The sequence below is a fragment of the Pseudomonas quasicaspiana genome (assembly GCF_021147825.1).
In the GTDB taxonomy this organism is placed as follows: Bacteria; Pseudomonadota; Gammaproteobacteria; order Pseudomonadales; family Pseudomonadaceae; genus Aquipseudomonas; species Aquipseudomonas quasicaspiana.
This window is the reverse complement of record NZ_JAGTPI010000073.1, coordinates 14,261-28,675: the sequence shown is the minus strand read 5'-3', so window position 1 is coordinate 28,675 and position 14,415 is coordinate 14,261. Positions and strand designations below refer to the sequence as shown.

Sequence of the window (14,415 nt, the reverse complement as noted above, 5' to 3'; positions counted from 1 at the left end):
GGGCATGGGGCGGGCTCTGATCGACGGAGCCCGTTTTTTATTCTCGGTGGACGGACAAGTCAATTCCTTAACTGACTGGCATTAGGGCTTGCCCGCGATGAACGATAACGCGGTTCAAGCCACAGTATCCTTCCCGCTTCGAACAACCGTTGGTCACTTTAATCGAGCCACCTGAAATCCCCCTCCCGCCACACCCCCCGGTATCAAAGGCATAGAGAAACATTGACCCCAGTCAAGCCAAATCCCCATACCGCAAATGCGTCGCAACGACACATTGCCTGACACCCTCATGACCTATATGCTGTGTTTCGAAAAATGAAAAACACTACATAAGGGATTTCCGCTGCTTTTTCGGTCGTACCTTCTCCATTGAGAACGCCCCCACAAATGCAGAAGAAAATAACGAAATTCCTTCCTCAAACGCAGTTACGGATGAACAAGTGTCGGGCGAAATCTGTATAATCCCGCGCTCGCTCCAAGGTACTCAAATGACCCTTTGCCCACGCAATGCTGTCTTGCCTGAAAGCCACCTTGAGTCCCCGTTTTGCTCGCCTGTAAGGCCCCAAAGGCGCGGCGACAAATCCAATGATCGATCCGCAGCACCACAAACAGGTCGATCCTGAGTAAAACTCGAAAATTCCGTTGCCGGCGTCATTACTCGACGCAGGCACTACATCCTTTGAAATTCAGGAGCTTCCACCATGCTGAGCTGGGACGAATTCGATAAAGAAGACGGCGAAGTAGCTGTCAAAGCAACCAACGCCGGTCACGCTAACGAAGCCAACATGGACCGCCTCGACAGCGCCGGTGGCGCCGCAGCCACCGAAGCTCGCGCCGTCACCGACAAAGACTCTGCTGCCCTGATCCGTGCCAAAAAAGCACTGGACGCACTGGACGTCGCCGAAGGCCTGGCTGAACTCGAAGGCGCCAGCGCCCGCGTTGCCGTTGACGAAAAAATGATGATCAACTGCCGCGCCGACCTTAACCAACTCGTGCCATTCAAATACGACTGGGCGTGGCAGAAGTACCTGGACGGTTGCGCAAACCACTGGATGCCGCAAGAAGTCAACATGACCGCCGACATCGCCCTGTGGAGAGACCCACAAGGCCTGACCGACGACGAGCGCCGCATCGTCATGCGTAACCTGGGCTTCTTCTCCACCGCCGACTCCCTGGTTGCCAACAACCTGGTACTGGCCGTGTACCGCCTGATCACCAACCCGGAGTGCCGCCAGTACATCCTGCGCCAGGCCTTCGAAGAGGCGATCCACACCCACGCTTACCAGTACTGCATCGAATCGCTGGCCATGGATGAAGGCGAGATCTTCAACATGTACCACGAGATTCCATCGGTCGCGAAGAAAGCCGCCTGGGGCCTGAAATACACCCGTTCGATCTCCGATCCGAAGTTCGAAACCGGCACCGTCGAAACCGACAAAGAATTGCTGCGCAACCTGATCGCCTACTACTGCGTACTGGAAGGCATCTTCTTCTACTGCGGCTTCACCCAGATCCTGTCCATGGGCCGTCGCAACAAAATGACCGGTGTCGCCGAGCAGTTCCAGTACATCCTGCGCGACGAATCCATGCACCTGAACTTCGGCATCGACGTGATCAACCAGATCAAAATCGAAAACCCACACCTGTGGGATGCCGAAATGAAGGAAGAAGCCAGCCAGATGATTCTGCAAGGCACCCAGCTGGAAATCGAATACGCACGCGACACCATGCCGCGCGGCGTACTGGGCATGAACGCGGCGATGATGGAGGACTACCTCAAGTTCATCGCTAACCGTCGCCTGAGCCAGATCGGTCTGAAAGAAGAGTACCCAGGTACCACCAACCCATTCCCATGGATGAGCGAAATCATGGACTTGAAGAAAGAGAAAAACTTCTTCGAGACACGGGTTATTGAGTATCAGACTGGTGGGGCGTTGAGCTGGGATTGATTGATCCCGCGCTCACAAGCTTCAAATGAAAAGGCTGCCTGAGAAGGCGGCCTTTTTTATTACCTGAGAATGCCGTTGAATGACAGGTTGATCGAGGAGCTACGGAGTGGCCCCGATGCCCCTGACACCGCGCCGTCTCGCGGCAACATAGGTCTGGTAGGACCGGATTTATCCGGAAAGGCAGCATTCCAGACGACGATGATGTGGCGGATGTACCGACCTATTCCCGAATGAATTCGGTCCCACGCAGACTGTGTGAAAACGTAGCGAGCGACGGCAAGACAAGGCAAAAACAGGCGAAAAACGGCCGGGGTCGCGTCCGACTCTAGTGTTCTAAATGAGCATTTTTCGCCTGTTTTTAACGCAGTATTGTGCGCGTAGCACCGAAGGTGCCCAGCCTGCAGTAGTTTTCACACAGTCTGCACGGGTTCCGTGTGAATTCAGACGATTACACTTCTTTGATGGACGCGCCAATCACAAGATTCTTGAATCCCATTTCTCGTTCCCATACCGACGGGACTTGTAACTATCGATCTTCCACTCCCCCGCTTTTTTCAACATGACGAAGAGATATTCGTCCTCAAAGCTCGTCTCCGTTTTAATCACCACTTCAGCTCTGGATTTGGTTTTTATCTCCACCAGGACTTCCGTTGGACTTTCGACACCGTTGAATTTAGCTGGGAAGCCAAAGCTTCCGGGATTTTTACCGCCGTACACCCGACGCTTATCAGTGCAGTAATCATCAAAAAGCGGGGCCGTACGCTCACCGAATATGGCAAACCAATCGGTTCTTCCCTCCGCGTAGTGGTATTCGATGCCCGGATACTTCTGCCGTAGCTCACCATCTTCTTTTTTACTTCCGGCGTAGATATCACGCTCGATCGAATTCCATTTAGCCCCGAATTCACTGACGTGCAATGCCAGATGTGATTTGAGTGAAGCTTCGTCCATTTTACCTGGCCCCAGAATTTCCATTGATGCAGAACACTGCTTGAACGCAGCCGTGTTTCGACGATCGATTTCGTAGCTTACAAAGAGCCAGGCCTGATGGCTATCACAGGTTCAGATCTGACGTTCGTGGACTTACCACCTTCACCGCCTCACTTCACATCGCAATGTATGGCACGATAATCTTTGAAGGAACATCGCCATACGCAACCCGCGTATTTTGAACCAGAGACAGGACGCTGAAATGGATGCCGCTTTTCAAAAGCTCGCACTCAAGATTGGCATTGAGCTACCGGAACGTTTTTCAGCATTGATGGCCATAGCGCAATCGGACAAAAATACCATGCGCAGTGTTTATGACGTGTTTTTGCTTGATGCCGAAACGGCTGAGCGCGAAATTGATGAGTGGCTCGATCCGGCTGATCATGAAGGTCGAACGTTCCTGCCTTTCGCGACTAATGGCAGCGGTGAGCCCTACTGTTTCGTGCGGCTGGAAAATGGGACCACGGGGATCGCACAAGCACTGCATTTCGGGCAGATGACAAGCCTTGCCCACATCGACATATCGTCGTGGGTGACAAGCCACTATGTGCGCGCAGCGGCTGACGTGTCCCACCTGATCTATCAACCAGAAGTTGTGACACCTCAAACAGAGATGGGCCCAGTAATCTCCCATGAAGTGCAATTACTCCATCCAGCATTGCTGCCAGAACACCGTGCGCTACTTGCGGACCTTTTTTCCAGACCCTGTGTGGCCAGGTCATTCAAGGACGGCTCCGAGAGCATCCCCAGAACTGTTAACGCTTTCATTTCCCAAGAGGAATCGGAGTTGTTACAGGCAAGTCTGGAACAACCAGACCCTATTGAATTCGAAGTACTGCGTGACTGGATGCGCTGAGTACACCTTGCAGTCAGCAGAATCCCAATGGAGTGACCATGAGCGAAAAACAACCCTGCCGGGTTTGCGCAAATTTGATATTGGCAACCACGGCGGCACGCAACGACGGAATGTGCGTGCCCTGCAAGCGCGGCTATCGGAAAGATATCGAAGACGGCAAGCTCCGGGCCGAAGAGCACAAGCGTTACATCGTCAGCCCGCGAGCGCTGTACTGGACGGCGCTGGTCAACCGCGTCTACAACACACCCGAAGGTTTCTCAGGGCTGGCATTGGCAGAACAGCGCTATTACGCCGTCAGCGAATTACGGGGCGAGGTCTACAACGGCGGCTTCGATCAGTACTTCGGCAACGACTCAGGGGGTAACTTCGACATCGCTTGCGCAGGCCTGCTTGAACTGGGCGCAACGCAGACACTGGCGCTGCTCGAAGAGGCCAGGCGCCTGCTGTTCGGTACCCAGCCCGTGCCCTCCGACCAGGGCTTGCGCCAGTTGAGCATGCCCACCTACGCAGACGAGCGAGATCTTGATTGCGAAGCGGCGCTGGATGCCCTCGACAACCAATTTTATAAGGATGCCGAACAACTCGACGACCGCTTGCTGAAGTACGCCCTCGAGCACGGCTTGTTCGAAAAAGAGGCTGATTGACCATCAGGCCAGATGACAATCTCCACTCAAATCAGCAAACCCAGGCAACGCCAACCATGAAAAATCACGCACCGTACTACGTGCTGTTTACTGTGATGCTTTCAATGTTTTGCCCCGCCGTCCTGGCAGCATCGTGGCAAATCTGCAGCATGGAATTGCGTATTACTGATGTCCTGACAAACCCCTATCCAGAGTTGCAGGCCGAGATCCTCAAGGTAAGCGCAAAGACCGCCACGGTCGTCTGCCCGGAGAAAGGCACGACCCTCAAGTTTCTGCCGGAAACGTCAGACTATCAGGCCGTGCTTCCGCGCCGAACCTGGCCCAAAAAAGGACAAGTGGTGCACTTTGATTACCGCTACCTGGATGGCACCTGTAAAGGCGAATGGAAGGATTATCCGTGCCGCATCAAACACTACTCACTGCCGAGGCAATGAACGTTGAATCATAAAAAACTACTGGGCTATCTGCCTGGCGATCTGGTTGAGCCGATCACCCATGACGTTGCGCGGGTGACTGCATGGGAGATGCTTGGCCCTGAAAAAATCCCCCATGAGGTACTGACGGCGCAGGTGCTCAAGCGGGTGTTCCTGCGTTGGGATTGTGTGTTGCAGGGCCCTCGTGATGAGGCCGGCCCACACTACAAAGACCTGGTGTGCCTGACGATGGCGGCCGTGCTTCATCGTCATGGTTTTTGCGATGAGGCATTGACCCGGACTGCGCTGGAGGCGGTCGACAGGCTTAATGAGCAGGGCGTGCTGAGCGATACCTTCGAACGCAACAGCGATGCCATCAAGGCGCTGCTGACTTCGCCACCAACCCCCTTGGTACGACGCCCGCCGTTCGACAAAGACGTCACGTTCTTGCGAGAGGGCGACGTCTTGTCAGTACAGATCGGCGAATGGTTTTATGCGATCTACGTCCATAGCATCGAGGGTAATCACGAAGCCCCGGTGGTCGAGATTTACGACTTCGCCTCACGCCAGCGCCCAGGGCCTGAAGACCTCCGGCACTGCAAGGCCAAAGGGCAGCGCTACAATGACGGCACGATGCGTATCGCACAGCACGCGCCTTATGGGCTGCGGGATGTGCCGGACAGGGCCAGGCAGTTTCAGATCATCGCCAGCGGCTTTCCCGCGCCCCGTGTTGATCATTTACAACCGTCGATTGGGTTGTTCGCCGTAAGTGACCCGTTCACCCTCTTGGAAGATATCCAGCGCGCCTTCGGTCACGATTGAAAGCTCCCCGATTGAACAGCCCCTTAGCGTTGCATCGCCTCCAGGCCAACGCCCGCGACGTAACGCACCTGCTCATCGGTATCCTGTGTTGCCCGACGTAGCGCCTCGATGGCCCGACGCGCGTCGTCGGGCAGCAAGCCACGGTTATTCAATCCACTCACCGCATGACGACGAATGGCAACGTGGGGTGAAGCCAGGCCGCGCAAGGCTTCGCTGACATCAGCAGTAGTGGTATCGATTTGGTGGTAGAACTCTTCAAATTTCTCTTCAACCGCAGCCCGAACCTCAGGACGTTGATCAAGCAGACGCTCAAGGGGCCTGTAATCCAGCACCGGTGGCTGCACGGCCCGCCAGCGGAAACCGTCAAGGTTAGCGCAAATCCCCGCGACTGCGACGTCGGGCGCTTGCTGCATAAGCCAATCAAAATCCTCAAGGTAACCCAAGGCCGTCGCGCACCAGTTGCGGGTCGGTTGCTCAGGGGCTTCAATCGCTTGTCGGCGCAGGGCCTGGATCACGGGCTCATCAGCAAAGCCGGCCAGCCCGAGAATGCGCGCCGCCGGTGTAGGTTTTTTATGGCTGTTGACCTGCTCGATAAGCGCTGCCTGTGCGGCACGGCCGTTGGCAATCAACCACGGCTCTGCGTCTTCCCCGGAAACACCATCAAAACAATGTAAGCGGCTGACGTAAAACGCGGCCTGCTCGGCGAGCGGCAAGGCAGCGACTTCGCGCAGCTGGTTTTCAATGGCCAGTTCGACAGGGAAATTCTCCTCGAACTGCTGGCGCGTCATGCTGCGCTTGGCCAAGGCGGTATAGCCACCAAAGTCATGAAAAATCACCACGAAGCCAGGCGTCACACCAGGGTGCCCACTGAAATGGCGGCCCAGCGCCCTGGCGGCACGGCTAACGGTGACCAGAAAACGTCGCTCAGCCGCTTGCCATTCACGCGGGCCAAGCCGATTGGCATAGGCTTGCAGCTCATCATCAAGCTCCGTGAACGGCTCAGTCGCGCAGATTTCCCAATCCCAGCGCCAGTCCGCCGGGTTCCACTTCACCGAACTGAAGCTTTCATCGTCGTCATCAGGGAAATCTTCGCTGAGCGCCTGCAGGGTGTTTGCCCCAAAGCTGGGCAGCGACAGAACGCCCTCTTCTTCCCGGTAGCTGGCATGAAACGCTGCGGCGTACACAGGGCTGCCGCCTTCATCGAGCAGCGTTTGCAATGTCTGTCTGGCGGCGTCGAACAGCGCCTCCTCCAGAGCTTTCCAATTCATCATTCAGGTCCTTGCTGACGAAAGTGAGTTCAGCCCAGCAGGTCGAGCATCCCCTCAAGGGTGCTTTCCAGACGGGCCAATTCGATGTGCGTGCCATCGCCATATTCGGCGGTACGCAGCGCACATTCAATAATCACCACAAGCCCCAGAGGTGCTCGATGGCCGGGGTACTTGCGCAGCCTGAGTTCGACCCGGGTCGGGCTTAGCCAAGTGCTGCGGTCTGCTGACCACAGAGGATCCTTGAAACTAAACACCACGCCCCCGTTTTGGGTATCGATGATTTGCGGCGGGAACAGCCAGTGCGTGTTGCCTGCCTCCCACGGGGTCGCCTGGACTTGATAGCGACCGTCGGGAGACAGGGAGAGGATTTCGATGTCGCTCATGAGTGTGCTCCTGCACTTGGGCCGGGACTGCAATTATCAGACGTCATCCGCTACGTAATAAAGAATGTACCCGGAATACACGAGAGAGCCTGCCGCTACTCCTGCTTCGATGCACGCTGTGATTGCAGCCTCATCAGAGAAACCGTACTCCGACAACTTGTCGCCGGCAAAACCAGTAAGCCGCCATGCGTCGAAGCCACCGATCTCACCATCGGCGCCGAAGTCAAAATCTACTGTACCGGTGGGGAGGCTAACCGCGCAGCCATAGCCGTGCTTGAAGTAACGAACTCCGCCTTCCAGCTCTCCGCGTTGAGGGATGTCATTAAAGACCCAATCCGTATTAGTCGAGGGCCGCGGGATGCCAGACCTTTGCATCAGATCCACTGCGGCAGTAACGCTTGCCTGATAGTCGCTGATCAAAATGGCGAGTTGGTTATTCATACGGTCTCGCTTTTATAAACAAACGGGCGGAAGCCATACGCGCACCGATCTGAGTAAACATCGGGTTCACCACCTTGGCGTAGCGCCCGGAATTGGCGATTGTTTTCGCCGAACCAAAGCAGCCTTTCATCAACGACCGAAAGCGGCGACCCCACTCCTGAGACAGACCGTCACGAAAGTGTTTTCGCCATCTCGGAGGTAGCCGCCCAACCCAGCCCTTCATACACCGGCTTGCCGACCATGGTCGCGTGCAGTATGGCGAAACTCATCCCACGTTGAGCAAACTCGGCTTCAGCCAACTTCATCAGGGCTGAAGCCAGACCCCGGCGTCGGTGAGAGGGTTCGACGAAAACGTTCAGAACATAGCCGCGCTGATCCAGGGTCGGATGGGAAGGATGAGGTGGCCAGTCGACACTCATCAGACCTATCGCCGCCACAGGCTGCTCTGCGTCTATCAGCGCAAAACCGTAGTAGCGGCCATCGAACAGGCGCTGCTGCAACCAGGGCCGGAAGTGCTCAGTCATCACCCGCAACACCGATGGGTCTTTTCCCGCCTCAAGGAACATCGCTTCACGGTGCACACAAATCATCTCAAGGTCATCGGGTACTAGTCGACGAGCCGCCAAGCCTGAAAAATCGATGTTGCCGGGAATCTCTTTCATCGCATGCACCTGAGCGGAGCGTCCGATGCTAGAGCGGTCAAGGGGAGATTGTTAGACACAGATTTGATAAATGCGCGCCATACAGCGGCCGGTTGACCGCCCGTATGAGCTGGACATATCGATGCTCACTGAGCGCACGGCAACCGCGTGGAGTCACTCCACAGTCCACATCGCCCGGATGACTTATGATCTGCGCACTCCTGCCACGGCGAAGTCATCGCCAAAAAATGTCACGGCTAAGGATTGTCTGTATCCCCTCCCTGGTTACCAAATTGTTCTGTCGTCGGATGGGCCGTTCGATCAATTTCTAGAGGGAGTGGCTTGTTGAGTGTTGCAAGAGCAAGCAATAGAACACATGCCCATACAGCGACCATTGAACGTGCAAGTACCTTTATAAGAGTTTTAGCAGCGGGGGCGATTTTTTCCTTTTTCTTGTCATAGAGAAGTAGCGAGGCGAGGATAACCAGGCATATCGTAGCCAGCCAAACATGTTGGCTCGTGTCATAAGAACACAGATCGTTCTCAACGCATCTGTGGGCTATAAAGCCACCTATTGATGACAATGAAGACCAACCGAAACCAATTATCGCCATTATTATTTTCCCCGCGGCATTTCCAATGAAGCATATGACCGTACCTGCGAGGCCAAATACCCATATAAGGAAAAAAAGCCCATTGCCTAAGCCGCTCATGGCCCCACCAGCAGCTTCCGGCTTTAAGAAAATAACCGAGCCAATGATTGTCATTGCCAATGCGGAAAACATTAATATTCCGCTAAAAAAATCCCAGTGTATTCGGGAGGCTCGAAGTCTCTTGTTCATGAAAGTTTTGCTACCTCTTGGAGCGTTATACTATAGCGCAGTGGATGCTTCAGGCTCATCGTTTTTTAAATCAGAAAAATGAGCAAACCTCCGCCTTTGCTGTGTTTTTTCGATAAGAGTTAAGGACATCCCAAAAAGCCCCGGTTTCTGTTGAAATACCTGCCTGACATGAACACAACGGTTCCCCCTATGATACAGCTGTCCTTCATTTGCCTTATCGAACCTGTAGATAATGCGAAAGCGGCTGATAGCTGTGCGAGAGCTGCGCCGGTGATGCGGGGAAACTCCTCGGAAAGGATCTGCTTGAGAGAAAATCGATGAATTAACGACGGAACGTCTGATGACCTGAGCGGGAGTTTTTAGCCATGAAGGCATCAAAAATCAAGGCCTACATCAGTGTAGGAAAAACAGGCGTTATCAAGGGAGGTTGCAAGTGATCTACGAGTGCGATATCGACGTCGACTTCAATGGCGCTGTGTTATTTGTCTACCCGCGCTTGATGGACTTATTCGGAGGGGCGATAGAGGATGGGCAAAATATTCTTGAAGCCTTCACCTCCACGAATAAAGGCGATGAAATTTTAGACCTTGGTTGGGCGTGGCCTATCATGGGTATTCACGACGGCAGCTATCGCATTCGCTTTTTTATTGACGAGACATCAGAGGCTACCGATAGGAAGGTGTTGTTCGAAGACAAATATTTTTACTTAGACGTCTGTGATGATTTGTACCTGGCAGATATGGCAGTGTTTTGGGAGTGGGAAACGTACACAGGATGGAAGAAAATCCCCGTACCCATTGGCAAGTACAAAGGGAGCATTGCGGGCGTCCATACACGTGACGAAAACGGGGAAACCTTGTATGGTTTCGATATCCAGTTAAACACGATAGCAGAAGCATTTAATCGAACAGTAGAACCGAGATCAGACTCTCGCCTTGTGTAAGTTAGCGAGGGTTCGAAAATTAAGAAAATGCCATTAATACTGCTACCGGGAAACGGATGTGATGAGCGCAAATTTTTACGTACTTGAGTATGAAAGCGATGATGAAGGCTGTCCGGTATTTCTGGAAGGTGTGGAAAACGCCGACTGGGAATGGACAACATACGACCCCTCCCCCTATAAATTTACAATTACAAAAAACCATGAATTCCGGGTAACAGATAAAGACGTGGAGGTCCTAGACCTGGACTATTCCGGCTCTCCTACACGACTTGTCTCACAGCAATGTCTAAATTTTTGCGACACGTTAGGAGCGAAATATCGCTCAGTGCCAGTAAAGGTACTTCTTGCAAATGGCGCAGAGACAAGCAAGGACTATTTCTATTTTTTGAGCGCTCAATGGGAATCACTGCTTGATGAATCCAAATCTGAATACAGTCTGGAACTAGACATGGAGAGTGGCAAGCCAGCGATCAACAAATTCTATCCAAAAGCAAATTGCTACAACTGGATAAGTAAATTCATAACCAAAACCAATATAGAAACAGATATTTTCTGGTGCTCTGAGCTAATGGAGCTCGTGTGCAGTAAACGCTTTGTAGACGAGGCAGCTCGGTGCGGTTTGAAAGGCGTACATTTCGTTCCTCTGGATGAAGAGTATCGGTACGATCCGTGGAACGAAATTCCGGAGTGAAGACTTACTCTCTAGGCATGTGCTCTGATGGTCGCGCTGTACCCGGTATCCCCCAGAAACAATGGCCCCATATCATGGCGTGCTTGGCATCGAGCATCCCAATGGCCGTCAACTCATCATGCCACGCGATCTCCTGACTCTGCCGGGCATCAAAGCCCGCCTGGCTCGCCAGCCACCACGTCAGGCCAAAGTGGAAATCAGATTCGTATACCTAGGCGCAAACACTCACAACCGCCAACACCATCCCAAGCGTGATCAATTTCAACGTCTTCCCGAGCGTCTACTCGGAAGCAGTCGAGAAACCGATTCGTCGCGTGGCCATGCGGCATGCCTAGCTAAGTGTTGGTCGCAGTTTACTTGCGCCTCGTTAGCTCCGATGAAGTGAGGTTATGGGCTGAAATGCCTCTGACCCACGATCAACCTTTGTCTTTATTTCTAGACACTATTGGAATAAATACAGCCTTTTGCCCAGTTTTCTAGACGTTAACGGGTAGCCAGGTAGCTCATTGACCTAAAGTTTAGAGGCGGTGTGCCTCTCAGCTCTGAATGGGGATGGCATTATCCTCCTGCTCGCGGCCAGACTTCACTGATACAGCCTGATGAGCCGAGCCATATTTCGCAAAGGAGCTGGCATTCGTTGAGATCGGTGGTGACATAAGCAAAATCAAAATACGGAATTAAACTTGGCTAGCGAGAAATCCGAAACACTAACGTAGAATAATGGGCAGCTAGTAAAGTAAAGCTGAGCAGTATAATTTACCTGGCTAATTTGGATATGTTTTTTGACAATAAAACTCAATGCAAACTATCAATTAACGACCTAGAGACCTACAGATTAAAATAAGAAAAAGCTCTTCTAAAAACAGAGCGAGACACCCGTCAAACGAACGCTCGCACTTAAAACTTAAATTATAGTCAAGCCGTTTGACTCCACAAAGCTATTGATTCGGACCGATACCAAACCACGTCATTTTCCTTGGATAACAGAAGAAAAATTAGCTCTTCCAAAGCAGGCAGGTAGAACTCCTCCAAAATCAGTCGACAGCCTTCAGAATAATTATCACTAGAAATGTGATGCTCAGTCTCCTTATTATGAACCACTGAACATCTGATCCGATAAAGAACTGATGAAAAAAAAGGCCTGAGAGAACTAGCACTATTATAATTAGCCCTTTTACACCCTAGTAGACCCAAGAAATCATCAACAGCTGCCAATCGAGGAGCATACTTAACTAAAAACGACTCCCATAATGTATATATCTCTTCACCGATAGTTGAGCCACTAAAGGACAGAGGAAAAACAGCCTTCATAAAATAATCAACAGACTCATGCTCCTTAGTATCGACATTCTTATAAAGAGTCTTGAAATCACGAATAGAAAACATAGCCCCGTTCTTCGCACGCTCAAGACTTACTATAGGATATCGAAACATAAAGTTCTCTATCACATGATAGATCGACAGATACTTGGACAAGACATCCTTTCTATCAACATATTCTCCCATAATATTAACAACCTCACCAAACTGGGCGTAGGCGAGGTTAGGATCGTAGTCATGAATTGACGAATTTTTAGGCGCTACCAAATACTCATTAGTTCTTGTAACTTTCTTACCACTGACAATCATATACATCTTCAGTAGAGAAACTACGTTCGCCGCCTTATTGACACATCTACTATCACAAAAAACCACTTCACTACCAATTGAAAAATCGAAATCACAGGAAAACATGGCAAGACAATACCAAAACTCTAGTTTGGTATCGTAGGATACAAGCTCCTGAATTGAAACCCTATCACTCGGATTAAACCAAGCCAAGTTATTAGAAAGATTATTCACATTAGAGACAAATGCTGAACAACTATAACCTAACGAACAGGTAAAAAAGCCAAAACCGGAGTCAACGTCTTCGTCGGCGACAGACTCATCAATTAATGAACATATTTTTTCCGCAACGAAAATAATATATGATACTTTTGCAAAAACGAAACCAGGATAATTAAAGAAAATCCTATTAAAATCTTCAAAAACGGATCTTAGTTTCAAAAAGTTTACACTCGGAACCAATGATTCGCGACTAAGCTGAACCTCCATTTTTAAGCTGACCAGTTCATCACTAAGCGCGTCAAATTGGTGCTTACCGAAATCATCCAATGCAGTCCAGTATTCTTCATCGCCTTCAACGACAATATTATCTATAACGGAAACCAGAGATGAAAATATAGCATCAATTTTTTTCATTACTGTATTTCCTCAAAGGCCGCGACCCAATCAATTGGAGTAGAATAGTCACTTTTAGCAAACAACACAAAAGCCTTAAAAATCACTCTTTTACTTACGCCACCAATATTCACCTTTGCCAGGTCTAAAGTTTTGCGCGCCTGCAAATATTCAGAAAGATTAGTTCCGGAAAAACCTTTGACTAGTTGCGAACACTCATTAACAAAGTGATCAGTACTCGAAGACATACTACCCAAGGCAGAAAAAAGTGCAGTCAAAGATGTATCACGCCCCATCCATTGAATGCCAATATCACCAAAATGCTCAGCGGCGGCAAGGTCGATACTATAAATAGCTTTCACAAAGCTCTGCAAGAATTCATAGTCAAACCGATCTATTAAGTCTGCATAGCCTTCCTTATCACTTTGAATTTTTTCTATAAAATCTGAATTAGTGGAAACTGGCTTTTTTTCTACGTAAGATATCAAAGAAGATATTATGTGAGAAAAATGAAACTCCCCTACGCTACGCTGCTTACTGTGAGACGTTGAGGATATTTCTTTTTCCCGCGATATAACAACCTTCCCTATCTTGACCTCAGTTAGCGAAGAGTACATATTATTGAATAAAAGCTCTAGCTGGTGTCTTATATTTACAGGTTTATGACCGGCATTGAGTAACAGCATTTTTTCAACTTGCTCGGTTGGTCCAAGACCACTCCAGACCTCAAACCACTGATAATTATCAGTAAAACAACTTTTTAGTGCGAGCTCGCCATTGACGTCGTAGAATTTTTTTAATTCAATTAAGATATAGCTTGAGGAACCAATTGAAACCAGCTCATCTCTGTACTTCTTTTTTAGTTGAAATTCAGACAAAGACTCTTTCGTGTGCACTACCTTATCAAGCAACAGTTTTTTTGTATCACATATTATTTTTAACCTGTGGGTTCGCTGCAAACCATCGAGAATTCTAAAGTCGCTGATATCACCTAGATCCAGATTCGTGTTACCTGCAAGAACAAGGGTGATGGCAGGAATATGACTTTTATTAAGAACCGTTAGAACCAACTTATCTAGATATGAGTTACTTATTATCCCACGCTGGACATCATATGAAGCATAGTCTTGAGGAAGAGAAGACACATATTCTTCAAGTGATGACTCAATGAGATTACAGACTGCCTGCCCTTCGTCCTTCACACTCAAAATTTTGAAACGCATATTCCCATCCTAGTTTAAGCAGAATTAATAAAATCCCTTAAAAATTGTAGCTCTAGCATTTCACGAATATTTCTATAAAATATAAT

The 14,415-nt window shown here is 50.4% G+C and carries 15 protein-coding genes; 7 read left to right on the top strand and 8 right to left on the bottom strand.

What is annotated here, in order from left to right; all coding sequences use genetic code 11:
- The first annotated feature begins 701 nt into the window (after window positions 1-701).
- Window positions 702-1,949 (top strand): ribonucleotide-diphosphate reductase subunit beta, encoded by a 1,248-nt coding sequence (locus tag KDX30_RS26340; RefSeq protein WP_027901745.1) that lies wholly within the window; start codon window positions 702-704, stop codon window positions 1,947-1,949.
- Window positions 1,950-2,423: 474 nt separating this feature from the next.
- Here the strand turns inward: KDX30_RS26340 and KDX30_RS26335 are convergent, their stop codons facing one another.
- Entirely contained in the window at window positions 2,424-2,900 is a 477-nt protein-coding gene (locus KDX30_RS26335) for an NTF2 fold immunity protein (protein ID WP_231677941.1), read from the bottom strand.
- Between the two features lie 241 nt (window positions 2,901-3,141).
- Here KDX30_RS26335 and KDX30_RS26330 point away from each other — a divergent pair, with 241 nt between their 5' ends.
- From KDX30_RS26330 to KDX30_RS26315, 4 genes are read left to right on the top strand one after another with little or no spacing between them, the layout of a single operon-like run.
- Window positions 3,142-3,795, top strand: a complete 654-nt coding sequence (locus KDX30_RS26330) for an SMI1/KNR4 family protein (protein WP_231677940.1) — start codon at window positions 3,142-3,144, stop codon at window positions 3,793-3,795.
- Between the two features lie 38 nt (window positions 3,796-3,833).
- Complete coding sequence (locus KDX30_RS26325; protein ID WP_231677939.1) at window positions 3,834-4,439, top strand: DMP19 family protein; 606 nt, start codon at window positions 3,834-3,836, stop codon at window positions 4,437-4,439.
- A 56-nt stretch (window positions 4,440-4,495) separates the two neighbouring features.
- Window positions 4,496-4,873: a hypothetical protein gene (locus KDX30_RS26320; RefSeq protein ID WP_231677938.1), complete on the top strand. Its 378-nt coding sequence runs from the start codon at window positions 4,496-4,498 to the stop codon at window positions 4,871-4,873.
- Between the two features lie 3 nt (window positions 4,874-4,876).
- Window positions 4,877-5,674, top strand: a complete 798-nt coding sequence (locus KDX30_RS26315; protein ID WP_231677937.1) for a hypothetical protein — start codon at window positions 4,877-4,879, stop codon at window positions 5,672-5,674.
- A gap of 23 nt (window positions 5,675-5,697) precedes the next feature.
- Here the strand turns inward: KDX30_RS26315 and KDX30_RS26310 are convergent, their stop codons facing one another.
- From KDX30_RS26310 to KDX30_RS26290, 5 genes are all read right to left on the bottom strand, one after another.
- Entirely contained in the window at window positions 5,698-6,942 is a 1,245-nt protein-coding gene (locus KDX30_RS26310; RefSeq protein WP_231677936.1) for a DUF4303 domain-containing protein, read from the bottom strand.
- Window positions 6,943-6,971: 29 nt separating this feature from the next.
- Window positions 6,972-7,325, bottom strand: coding sequence for a hypothetical protein (locus KDX30_RS26305; RefSeq protein WP_231677935.1), 354 nt, complete (start codon window positions 7,323-7,325; stop codon window positions 6,972-6,974).
- A gap of 36 nt (window positions 7,326-7,361) precedes the next feature.
- Entirely contained in the window at window positions 7,362-7,766 is a 405-nt protein-coding gene (locus KDX30_RS26300; protein WP_231677934.1) for a DUF6896 domain-containing protein, read from the bottom strand.
- 170 nt (window positions 7,767-7,936) lie between these two features.
- On the bottom strand, window positions 7,937-8,428 hold the full coding sequence (locus tag KDX30_RS26295; protein WP_231677933.1) for a GNAT family N-acetyltransferase: 492 nt from the start codon (window positions 8,426-8,428) through the stop codon (window positions 7,937-7,939).
- Window positions 8,429-8,664: 236 nt separating this feature from the next.
- Entirely contained in the window at window positions 8,665-9,192 is a 528-nt protein-coding gene (locus KDX30_RS26290; protein WP_231677932.1) for a hypothetical protein, read from the bottom strand.
- A gap of 490 nt (window positions 9,193-9,682) precedes the next feature.
- Between KDX30_RS26290 and KDX30_RS26285 the strand changes: the two genes are divergently transcribed.
- The gene (locus tag KDX30_RS26285) at window positions 9,683-10,192 is read left to right on the top strand and encodes a hypothetical protein (RefSeq protein ID WP_231677931.1); all 510 of its coding nucleotides are present in this window, start codon (window positions 9,683-9,685) and stop codon (window positions 10,190-10,192) included.
- 61 nt (window positions 10,193-10,253) lie between these two features.
- Entirely contained in the window at window positions 10,254-10,883 is a 630-nt protein-coding gene (locus KDX30_RS26280; protein ID WP_231677930.1) for a hypothetical protein, read from the top strand.
- A 915-nt stretch (window positions 10,884-11,798) separates the two neighbouring features.
- Here KDX30_RS26280 and KDX30_RS26275 read toward each other — a convergent pair.
- Window positions 11,799-13,127 (bottom strand): hypothetical protein, encoded by a 1,329-nt coding sequence (locus tag KDX30_RS26275; RefSeq protein WP_231677929.1) that lies wholly within the window; start codon window positions 13,125-13,127, stop codon window positions 11,799-11,801.
- Window positions 13,127-14,329, bottom strand: a complete 1,203-nt coding sequence (locus tag KDX30_RS26270) for a hypothetical protein (protein WP_231677928.1) — start codon at window positions 14,327-14,329, stop codon at window positions 13,127-13,129. The genes KDX30_RS26275 and KDX30_RS26270 overlap by 1 nt, the downstream gene beginning before the upstream one ends.
- Window positions 14,330-14,415 lie beyond the last annotated feature (86 nt).